Origin of the sequence: Paractinoplanes rhizophilus, assembly GCF_042664765.1 — a bacterium.
Taxonomy (GTDB): domain Bacteria; phylum Actinomycetota; class Actinomycetes; order Mycobacteriales; family Micromonosporaceae; genus Actinoplanes; species Actinoplanes rhizophilus.
Window position 1 is genome coordinate 37,915 of the sequence record NZ_JBHTBJ010000053.1, and the last position, 9,369, is coordinate 47,283.

8 protein-coding genes are annotated in these 9,369 nt (G+C 73.4%); 5 read left to right on the forward strand and 3 right to left on the reverse strand.

Features of this window, described 5'->3' with window-relative positions:
* Positions 1-41: 41 nt before the first annotated feature.
* Together ACFQS1_RS36775 and pheT are read left to right on the forward strand one after the other, a co-directional pair.
* Positions 42-1,103 carry a phenylalanine--tRNA ligase subunit alpha gene (locus tag ACFQS1_RS36775; RefSeq protein ID WP_378976970.1) on the forward strand — a complete coding sequence of 354 codons (1,062 nt, stop codon included), beginning with the start codon at positions 42-44 and terminating at the stop codon, positions 1,101-1,103.
* A gap of 6 nt (positions 1,104-1,109) precedes the next feature.
* The gene (gene pheT, locus ACFQS1_RS36780; RefSeq protein ID WP_378976971.1) at positions 1,110-3,587 is read left to right on the forward strand and encodes a phenylalanine--tRNA ligase subunit beta; all 2,478 of its coding nucleotides are present in this window, start codon (positions 1,110-1,112) and stop codon (positions 3,585-3,587) included.
* 65 nt (positions 3,588-3,652) lie between these two features.
* On the opposite strand, the gene ACFQS1_RS36785 is transcribed toward pheT, so the two are convergent.
* The gene (locus ACFQS1_RS36785; protein WP_378976973.1) at positions 3,653-4,021 is read right to left on the reverse strand and encodes a MerR family transcriptional regulator; all 369 of its coding nucleotides are present in this window, start codon (positions 4,019-4,021) and stop codon (positions 3,653-3,655) included.
* 106 nt (positions 4,022-4,127) lie between these two features.
* On the opposite strand from ACFQS1_RS36785, the gene ACFQS1_RS36790 reads away from it, so the two are divergent.
* Positions 4,128-4,841 (forward strand): class I SAM-dependent methyltransferase, encoded by a 714-nt coding sequence (locus tag ACFQS1_RS36790; protein WP_378976975.1) that lies wholly within the window; start codon positions 4,128-4,130, stop codon positions 4,839-4,841.
* Positions 4,842-4,979: 138 nt separating this feature from the next.
* Here ACFQS1_RS36790 and ACFQS1_RS36795 read toward each other — a convergent pair whose 3' ends face one another.
* Positions 4,980-5,885, reverse strand: a complete 906-nt coding sequence (locus ACFQS1_RS36795; protein ID WP_378976977.1) for a helix-turn-helix domain-containing protein — start codon at positions 5,883-5,885, stop codon at positions 4,980-4,982.
* A gap of 95 nt (positions 5,886-5,980) precedes the next feature.
* Positions 5,981-6,424 (reverse strand): hypothetical protein, encoded by a 444-nt coding sequence (locus ACFQS1_RS36800; RefSeq protein WP_378976979.1) that lies wholly within the window; start codon positions 6,422-6,424, stop codon positions 5,981-5,983.
* A 124-nt stretch (positions 6,425-6,548) separates the two neighbouring features.
* On the opposite strand from ACFQS1_RS36800, the gene ACFQS1_RS36805 reads away from it, so the two are divergent.
* Together ACFQS1_RS36805 and ACFQS1_RS36810 are read left to right on the forward strand one after the other, a co-directional pair.
* A complete protein-coding gene (locus tag ACFQS1_RS36805) occupies positions 6,549-7,361 on the forward strand; it encodes an ABC transporter ATP-binding protein (protein ID WP_378976981.1) in 813 nt (270 codons plus the stop codon).
* Between the two features lie 5 nt (positions 7,362-7,366).
* On the forward strand, positions 7,367-9,256 hold the full coding sequence (locus tag ACFQS1_RS36810; protein ID WP_378976983.1) for an FtsX-like permease family protein: 1,890 nt from the start codon (positions 7,367-7,369) through the stop codon (positions 9,254-9,256).
* Positions 9,257-9,369 lie beyond the last annotated feature (113 nt).

The following is a 9,369-nucleotide window of genomic DNA, read 5'->3' on the forward strand; positions in this document are numbered from 1 at the left end:
TCCGTACACTGCCCCGTGGTTGATCCGGTGTGAGGGAGTCCATGTCCTACCGCAACGATCCATACGATCCCAAGCAGGCCGCCCTGCTTTCGCCCGAGGCCCTCGACGCGGCCATCTCGCAGGCGCGAGCGGCGTTCGCGGCCGCGTCCGATCTCGACGCGCTCGGCGCGCTGAAGCCCGCCCATCTCGGCGATCGCTCGCCGGTCTCGCTCGCCCGCCGCGAGATCGGCTCGCTGCCACCGGCCGCCAAGGCCGACGCCGGCAAGCGGGTCAACATCGCGCGCCAGGCCATCCAGGGCGCCTTCGACGAACGGAACGCCGAGCTCGAGGTCGAGCGGGCCGCGCGGGTGCTGGTCGAGGAGCGCGTCGACGTCACCCTCCCGTGGGACAGGCGGCCGCGCGGCGCCCGGCACCCGATCACCACGCTGATGGAGCACATGGGCGACCTGTTCGCCGGCATGGGCTACGACGTGGTCGAGGGCCCCGAGCTCGAGCTGGAGTGGGCCAACTTCGACGCGCTCAACATCGGGCCGGACAACCCCGTACGCGGCTCGATGGACACCTTCTACGTCGACCTGCCCGGACTGGTGATGCGCACGCACACCTCGCCCGGCCAGGTCCGCTCGATGCTCACCAAGCAGCCGCCGATCTATGTGGTCTGCCCGGGCCGGGTCTACCGCTCCGACGAGCTCGACGCCACCCACAGCCCGGTCTTCCACCAGATCGAGGGCCTGGTCGTCGACGAGGGCATCACGATGGCCCACCTGCGCGGCACGCTCGACCACTTCGCCAAGGCGATGTTCGGCCCCGACGCGCGCACCCGCTGGCGGCCGCACTACTTCCCGTTCACCGAGCCCAGCGCCGAGTTCGACGTCTGGTTCGCGGAGCACCGCGACGGGCCGCGCTGGGTCGAGTGGGGCGGCTGCGGCATGGTCAACCCCCGCGTGCTGGTGGCCTGCGGCATCGACCCCGACCGGTACTCCGGCTTCGCGTTCGGCATGGGCGTCGACCGCACCCTGATGTTCCGCAACGGCGTCGGCGACATGCGCGATCTCGTCGAGGGCGACGTGCGGTTCACCGAGAACTTCGGCATGGAGGTCTGACCGGCGATGAAGACGTCACTCTCGTGGCTGCGCGAATTCGTGGAGCTGCCCGCGGGCCTCACCGCCGAGCGGCTGGACGAGGCGCTCACCAACCTGGGCATGGAGGTCGAGTCGATCGTCGACCAGGCCGCCACGGTCAAGGGCGACCTGGTGGTCGGCCGGGTGCTGACCATCGAGGAGCTGACCGGCTTCAAGAAGCCGATCCGGTTCTGCACGGTCGACGTCGGCCGCGACACCCCGCAGGAGATCGTCTGCGGCGCCCGCAACTTCGCCGAGGGCGATCTGGTCGTGGTGATCCTGCCCGGCGGCGAGCTGCCGGGCGGCTTCAAGATCGGGGCGCGGAAGACGTACGGCCGCAACTCCAACGGCATGATCACCTCGGCCGCCGAGCTGGGCCTGTCCGGCGACCACTCGGGCATCATCGTGCTGCCCCCGGACGCGGCCGCGCCCGGGCAGGACGCCCGGCCGGTGGTGGGTCTGGACGACGTCGTGGTCGAGGTCGAGATCACCCCCGACCGGGGCTACGAGATGAGCCTGCGCGGGCTCGCGCGCGAGCTCTCGTACGCGTTCGAGGCCGCCTTCACCGACCCGGCCGCGATCGAAGCGCCCGGCGCGACCACCGCGGCGCCCTACGACCTGACCGTCGAGGACACCGTCGGCTGTGACCGGTTCTCGGCGCGGGTGGTGCGCGGCATCGATCCGCACGCCACCTCGCCCGAGTGGATGCAGCGCCGGCTCGTGGCGGCCGGCATCCGCACCATCTCGCTGCCCGTCGACATCACCAACTACCTGATGCTCGAGCTCGGCCAGCCGATGCACGTCTTCGACCTCAACCGGATCAGCGGGCCGCTCGTGGTGCGCCGCGCCCGCCCGGGTGAGAAGCTGACCACCCTCGACGGCGTGGCCCGGCTGCTCGACGCCGAGGACATGGTGATCTGCGACGACACCGGCCCGATCTCGCTCGCCGCGGTCATGGGCGGCGAGACCAGCGAGTGGCAGCCCGAGACGGTCGACGTGCTGCTCGAGGCCGCGCACTGGGACCCGATCATGGTCGGCCGCACGGCCCGCCGCCACAAGCTGTTCAGCGAGGCGGCCAAGCGGTGGGAGCGCGGCGTCGACCCCTCGTTGACGCTCGCCGCGCTGGAGCGGGCGGTGCAGATCCTCACCGCGCACGCGGGCGGCACAGTCGATCCTCGCGTCCTGGACATCGACCACGTACGCAAGCCCGGGGTGATCCTGCTCGACCCGGCGCTGCCGGCGCAGCGGATCGGCGTGTCCTACCCCGCCGACCGGGTCGTCGACCTGCTGCGGCGGATCGGCTGCACGGTCGCCGGGGTGAGCCCGCTCGAGGTCACCCCGCCGACCTGGCGTCCCGACCTGGTGGCCCCGATCGACCTGGTGGAGGAGGTCGCCCGCCTCGGCGGGTACAACGACATCCCCAGCCTGCTGCCCCCGGCGCGCGGCGGCAGCGGCGTCACCCCGGCGCAGCGCCGGCGGCGCACGGTGGGCCGGGCGATGGCCGAGAACGGGTACGTCGAGGTGCTGTCCTACCCGTTCGTGGCGCCCGGGCTCGCCGACTCGCTGGGCTTCCCGGTGGACGACCCGCGGCGCAGCGCGGTGCGACTGACCAACCCGCTCTCCGAGGAGGAGCCGCTGCTGCGTACGTCGCTGCTCGCGCCCCTGCTCGGCACGCTCAAGCGCAACCTCGGCCGCGGGCTGCGCGACCTCGCGCTCTACGAGATCGGCACGGTGTTCCTGCCGTCCTCGTCCGACACGGCGCCGCCGGCGATGGGCGTCGACCGGCGTCCGAGCGACGAGGACTGGGCGGCGGCCAACGCGTTCGTGCCGCATCAGCCGTGGCACCTCGCGGCCGTGCTGACCGGCGAGTTCGAGCCGTCGGGCTGGTGGGGCGGCGGCCGGGCGGCGATGTGGGCCGACGCGATCGAGGCGGCGCGGATCGCGCTCGCGGCGGCGGGCATGGCTTCCGATCGGGTAACCGTGGCGGCGGCCGAGCTCGCGCCCTGGCACCCGGGCCGGTGCGCGGCGATCTCGGTGGACGGCCAGGTGGTCGGGCACGCGGGCGAGCTGCACCCGGCCGTGGTGTCGGCCCTCGACCTGCCGAAGCGGACCGTGGCGATGGAGCTCGACCTCAGCGCGATCCCGGCGGCGCCGGTCGTGCAGGGGGTGCGGATCTCGTCGTTCCCGCCGGCGCTGATCGACGTGGCGCTGGTCCTCGACCGCACGGTCCCGGCCGAGCAGGTCGAGGCGGCCCTGGCCGCCGGCGCGGGAGACCTGCTCGAGTCGGTCGCGCTCTTCGACGTGTACGAGTCGGACCAGCTGGGGGAGGGCAAGCGGTCGCTCGCGTACAAGCTGACCTTCCGGGCGCCCGACCGGACGCTGACCTCCGAGGAGGCCCTCGCCGCCCGGGACGCGGCGGTGGCGGCGGTCGCCTCGCGGTACGGGGCGACGCTGCGCGGAGCCTGAGGCTTGTTCGTCGGACTCCGGGCGGCTGTCCCGCCGGAGTCCGGCGAGCTGCGCGACGGCCAGATCTACCGCTGGAGCTCGCTCCGGTAATACGCGATCTTGCCGCGGATGTGGTCGCGCTGCCGCCGCAGGATCTCGATCCGTTCCTCGACGTCCCGGTCGTGCTCCTCGAGCAGCGCGATCCGGTCGGCGATCGTGCCCGCGTCCCGAGTGAGCTCGGCGAACTCCAGCATCCGGGCGATCGGCATGCCGGTGTCGCGCAGGCAGCGCAGCATCTCGAGCCAGCCGACGTCGTCGTCCCGATACTGCCGGCGGCCGCCGGAGGTGCGGCCGACGCTCTCCAGCAAGCCGATCTTCTCGTAGTAGCGGAGCGTGTCGAGGCTGAAGCCGGTCTTCTCGACGACCTGTCCCGGGGTGTACGTGGTGGTGGACATGCCCGCCAGGCTACGACGGCGGCCCGCCCCGCGGTGGCCCGCCGATGCCGGACCGCGCCTGGATCGGCGCCCCCGGAACCCGGCCATCCGTGCCAGGCTGGATCTCGTGCGACAACGACCCGGATATCAGGGCACCGGCCCCGGCCAGTTCACCCCCGACGGCTGCGCCGTCGACCTCTACCGGCGGATCCCCGTGCGGGACGAGCCGCAGATCATCGCGGCGGTGAAGCCACCGCCGGCCACCCTGCTCGAGCTCGGCTGCGGCGCCGGCCGGGTCACCCGCCCGCTGGCCGAGCTCGGCTACCGGGTCACGGCGGTGGACGAGAGCGCCGAGATGCTGGCCGCCGTCGAGGGCGCCCTCGACGTGCGCGACGGCGGCCCCGGCATCGAGTCGGTCCGGAGCTCGATCGAGGATCTGGCGCTGTATCGGGTCTTCGACATCGTCTGGCTCAGCTCGTTCCTGGTGCACGCCCCCGATCCGGAGGTCCGGGGGCGCATGCTGCGGGCCTGCCGCCGGCACGTCGAGCCCGACGGAGTGGTGATCGTCCAGCGGGAGGGCGCCGGCTGGCACACCAGGATCCCCCGACAGAACCCGATCGCCGACGGCTTCAGCCGGGTCACCGCCTCGAACGACGTCGGCGACGGCGTCCGCGAGGTCCACGTCGAGTACGACTTCCCCGACGCCCACTGGACCCAGACGTTCCGCTCCCGCCCGCTGACCGTCGAGCAGTTCGAGACGGCCCTGCGCGACGCCGGCCTGTTCGTCGAGCGGTACCTGACCCCGGACGGGACGTGGGTGGCCGCGTCCCCGATCGCCTGACGGGCGCGCCCACGCGGTGCCGTGGGCACGTCGGACGAGATCGCCGCCCGCCTCGCCGACCACGCGGCGTTCCGCGAGATCGACGAGGTGGCGTTCGCGGTGCCGGTCAGCTTCGCCGGCACTCGGCCGGCAACCCGGTCAGGCGACCTTCCAATCGAACCGGTATTGGTTGGTCAGCGGCGGCACGGATGTGCTCCACGAGTAGTTCGTCATGCCGTCCCGGGTGGCCGCGGTCAGCTCGGTCGGCAGGGTGCGGTCGCCACTCCAGGTGACCTCGCGGCCGGTCAGCCGCACGCCCATGCTGTCGGGGAAGCGCAGCTGCACCGACAACTGCTCGGTGGGCCAGCGGATCTCTCGCTCGAACCAGTTGCCCCACTTCGTCGCGTGCACCCGGTAGGCACAGACGATCGTGGCCGATCGCCCCGGGTAGATCGGCGCGGGAAGGCCGCCCGGCTCGAAGAAGACATAGATCTTCTTGTACGCGTCGCAGTCCTTCACCAACTCCCACCGGGCCGGCTCGCCGTCGAAGGTGGCGTGGAAGTCGAGCTCGGCCAGGGTGATCGGATTGTCCCGGTAGAAGTCGCGCGACAGCGTCGGGTCGGCGGGATGGGCGTCGACCTCGATGCGCACCGGGAAGCGGGTGACCGGCTGGTCGCCCGCGTTGTGCACATCGCGCAGGATGCGGATGCGGTAGTAGCCGTCGTCGCCCAGGGTGAGCGCCGCCTCCTCGCGGCGCACCACCAGGCCACGCGACATCTGCACGACCGTGCGGGTCGTGCGCGGTGACGGGTGGGCCGGCCGGGTGTGTGTCTCGGCCAGGAATTCCTCGAAGGCGGCCGACAACTCGCCGCCGGTCCGCAGGACGGCGTCAGCCCGGCTCGCGAATTCCAGCGTCGGGCGGTGTCGTCCGTTCTCCACGTGGCTGACGTAGGACGGGTCGAAGCCCATCATCCTCGCCAGGTCTTTCTTGTTCAGTCCACGGCTCGTCCGGAGCCTGGCCAGGGCGTCGGCAAACGCTGTCCGGCCGGAGAGATCGTCCGTCATGGAGTCACCTCATAGCGGGCTTACAAGTATCTACGCCGCCCGAAGGCGACGCAATGTGACGTGCGGTGCGCGACGAGTCAGGCAAGTGTCACGTCTCAGCCCAGGGCGGGCACGCTGACGGCGGCGCCGTCGGACAGGCCGGCGACCGGGATCAGGGCCGCCGGGCCGCCCGACATGAGCACCAGGGTGGTGGTCGGCGCGGGCGTGCCGGTGTCCTGAGCGGCCATCGCCTGCAGCCGGGCGATCTGGTCTTTCGCGACCTTGACCCGGCCGTCGTCGCGGCTCGCGCGGACCCTGCCGAGAGGACCGTTGAGCACCAGGCACAGATGCCGGTCGCCGTCCGTCGCGTAGTACGTGTCGGCGTCGCACCGGCCGAGCAGGCGGCCGAACAGGTTCGGCGGCTCGCTCACCTGGGTCGAGACGCCGTCGTTCACCGCGTACACGTCGACCTCGTGGTCGCCCGGGAACGCGAGCGGATCCCGTACGCGGAGAAATGCCGCACCCCCGGCAAGCGCGACCACCACGACAAGCGCCGCCACCCACGGCCATCTCCGCCGTTTTGCCATGAGCCACCCTAAGGTCCCCCAGGTAGTGCTGGCACTACCCCAGAGACGGGTGCCCGCTGTAAGGATTTCGATCTCTGCCCGCCATAGCGTTTCGGTCATGACGACAACGACCATGACCAGGGCTGGTGCGGCCGTCACGCTCCGCGGGGTGAGCCGGGTCTACGGCCGCGGCACGGCTGCGGTGCGGGCTGTCGACAATGTGACACTCGAGTTCCCTCGCGGCGGGTGGACGGCCGTGATGGGCCCCTCCGGCTCCGGCAAGTCCACGCTGCTGCACTGCGCCGCCGGCCTCGAGCGGGTCGACGGCGGCCAGGTGCTGCTCGGCGACACCGACCTGACCGCCATCGGCGATCGCGCCCTGACCGCGCTGCGGCGCACCCGCATCGGTTTCGTCTTCCAGAGCTTCAACCTGATCGGCTCGCTCACCGCCGCGCAGAACGTCGCTCTTCCCCTGCGCCTGGCCGGCCGCCGGCCGCGGGGCGCCGAGGTCCGCGATACCCTCGCCGCCGTCGGCCTGGCCGACCGGGCCCGGCACCGCCCGCGCGAGCTCTCCGGCGGCCAGCAGCAGCGCGTGGCCATCGCCCGCGCCATGGTCACCCGGCCCGAGGTCCTCTTCGCCGACGAGCCCACCGGCGCGCTCGACTCGTCGGCCGCGCACGTGGTGCTCGACCTGCTGCGCCAGATGGCCGACGCGGGCCAGAGCATCGTGATGGTCACCCACGACCCGATGGCCGCGGCCCGCGCCGACGCGGTGGTCTTCCTGCGGGACGGCCGGGTCGTCGACCGCCTGGTCGGCGCCGGGCCGCGCGAGGTCGCCGACCGGCTGGCCGGCTGGGAGGCCGGTCTGGGGCAGGCCGGTCTGGGGCAGGCCGGTCTGGGGCAGGCCGGTCTGGGGAAGGCGCGGCGATGATGGGCATGAGCCGGGCCAGCCTGGCCGAGCGGTGGCAGCTCTTCGCCGGCGCGTTCCTCTCCGTGACCCTGGGCGTCGCGCTCGTGCAGTCGTCGCTGTTGCTGCTGATCTCGGCGGCCAACTTCGACCCGCCGGCCGGGCTGAGCGAGGCCGAGCGGATGCAGTTCTCCGACAACACCGCCGCGGTCGTCTCGATGCTCGGGCTGGTGCTGGGCATCGCGACGTTCCTGGCCGGCTTCATCATCAGCTCCACGTTCGCCTTCACGGTGGCCCAGCGCCGTCGCGACCTCGCCCTGCTGCGGCTGGTCGGCGGCAGCCGGGGCCAGGTGCGCCGGCTGCTGCTGGGCGAGGCGGTGCTGCTCGGCGGCCTCGGCGCCGCGGCCGGCGTGCCGCTCGGGCTGGTCGTCATGTCGGTGCAGACCTGGCTGATGCGCCGCCTGGGTTTCGTCCCGCCCGGCTTCGAGGGCGAGTGGCGGCAGTGGATCCTGGCCGTCTCCTTCGGCACCGGCATCGTCCTGGCGGTGGCCGGCGCGATGGTCGCGGCCCGCCGGGCGGCACGCGTCCGCCCGCTGGAGGCGCTGCGCGAGACCGGCGAGGCCTCCCGGGTGATGACCGCGACCCGCTGGCTGGCCGGCCTGATCTTCTTCGGCGGCGCGCTGGCCCTGATGATCGTCGCCCCGCACGGCGGCCCCGACGGCGGCGCCGCCATGGCGATGAACGTCCCGCTCCCCGCGGCCGTGGCCGCCGCCGCGCTGAGCCCGCTCGTGGTGCCGCTGCTGGGCCGCCTGCTGCCGACCGGCTCCGGCGTGGCGGGCGCGCTGGCCCGGGCCAACCTGTGGGACGCCCGACGCCGCAGCTCCTCGATCGCCGCCCCGCTGATCGTCCTGGTGGCGCTGGTCGTCGGCACCTCCGCGGCCGGCGCGTCGTTCACCGCGTCCGGCATCGACGAGCTGCGCCGTCAGACCCACGCCGACCTGGTCGTCGAGACGACCGGCCCGGCCGAAGCGGCGATCCTCGCGGCCCCCGGCGTGGCGTCCGCCTCCACCGAGACCTCGGTCCCGGTCGAGGTGACCTTCGGTTCCGGCGAGGACACCGAGTCCGTGGTCGAGTCGGCCCTGGTCATCGACCCGGCCGCCTACGTGGTCGCGCACTCCACTGGCTCGCTTGCCGCGCTGCGCGGCCGTGCGGTGGCGGCCGGGCCGGGCGGGGACGTGCCGACCCGCGGCACGGTCCGGGTGAAGCTGCCCGGCGCCGACCTCGGCGAGGTCCCGGTGGTCGCGGCCCTGCCCGCCATGATGAGCGGCGGGGCAAACCTCCTGCTCCCGCCCGGGCTCGTCCCCGCCGACGTGCTGGCCGAGGCGCCGACCCGTGCGTTCGTGACGCTCGACCCCGGCGCCGACGCGGCCGCCACCCGGGCCGCCCTGTCCCGCGTCGGCGTCGTGTCCGGCCTCGACGAGTGGCTGCAGGCCGACGCCAAGTCCCGCACCGAGATCAGCGACAAGATCATGCTGGTCGTGATGGGCCTGGGCGGCCTCTACGCCCTGATCGGCGTGGTCAACTCGGTCGTGATCGGTGCCGCCGCCCGCCGCCGCGAGTTCGCCGAGGCCCGGATCACCGGCCTGACCCGGGCGCAGGTGATCCGCTCGGCCCTGCTCGAGTCCTCCGCGGTGACGGTAGCGGGCCTGCTCCTGGGCGCCGTCGCGGCGGCGGGCGCGATCCTGGCCGCGGTCAACTCCACGGCGGCCGTGACGGGCCACGGCACCCTGACCCTGCCGTGGCCGCTGATCGGCGCGGTCTGCGCGGTGGCGCTGGTGGTGACCGGCGCGACCAGCCTGATCACGTCTTGGTCCGCCACCCGCCGCGCCCCGATCACCCTGCTCGCCGCCCGCGAGTAGCAGGCCGCCGACCCGGGCCGCCGACCCGGGCCGCCGACCCGGGCCGCCGACCCGGGCCGCCGACCCGGGCCGCCGACCCGGGCCGCCGACGTGGGCCGCCGACGTGGGCCGCC

Coding starts and splice junctions, on each gene's coding strand:
- ACFQS1_RS36775 (WP_378976970.1), top strand. CDS start 42: ATGTCCTACCGCAACGATCCATACGATCCCAAGCAGGCCGCCCTGCTT.
- pheT (WP_378976971.1), top strand. CDS start 1,110: ATGAAGACGTCACTCTCGTGGCTGCGCGAATTCGTGGAGCTGCCCGCG.
- ACFQS1_RS36785 (WP_378976973.1), bottom strand. CDS start 4,021: ATGTCCACCACCACGTACACCCCGGGACAGGTCGTCGAGAAGACCGGC.
- ACFQS1_RS36795 (WP_378976977.1), bottom strand. CDS start 5,885: ATGACGGACGATCTCTCCGGCCGGACAGCGTTTGCCGACGCCCTGGCC.
- ACFQS1_RS36805 (WP_378976981.1), top strand. CDS start 6,549: ATGACGACAACGACCATGACCAGGGCTGGTGCGGCCGTCACGCTCCGC.
- ACFQS1_RS36810 (WP_378976983.1), top strand. CDS start 7,367: ATGAGCCGGGCCAGCCTGGCCGAGCGGTGGCAGCTCTTCGCCGGCGCG.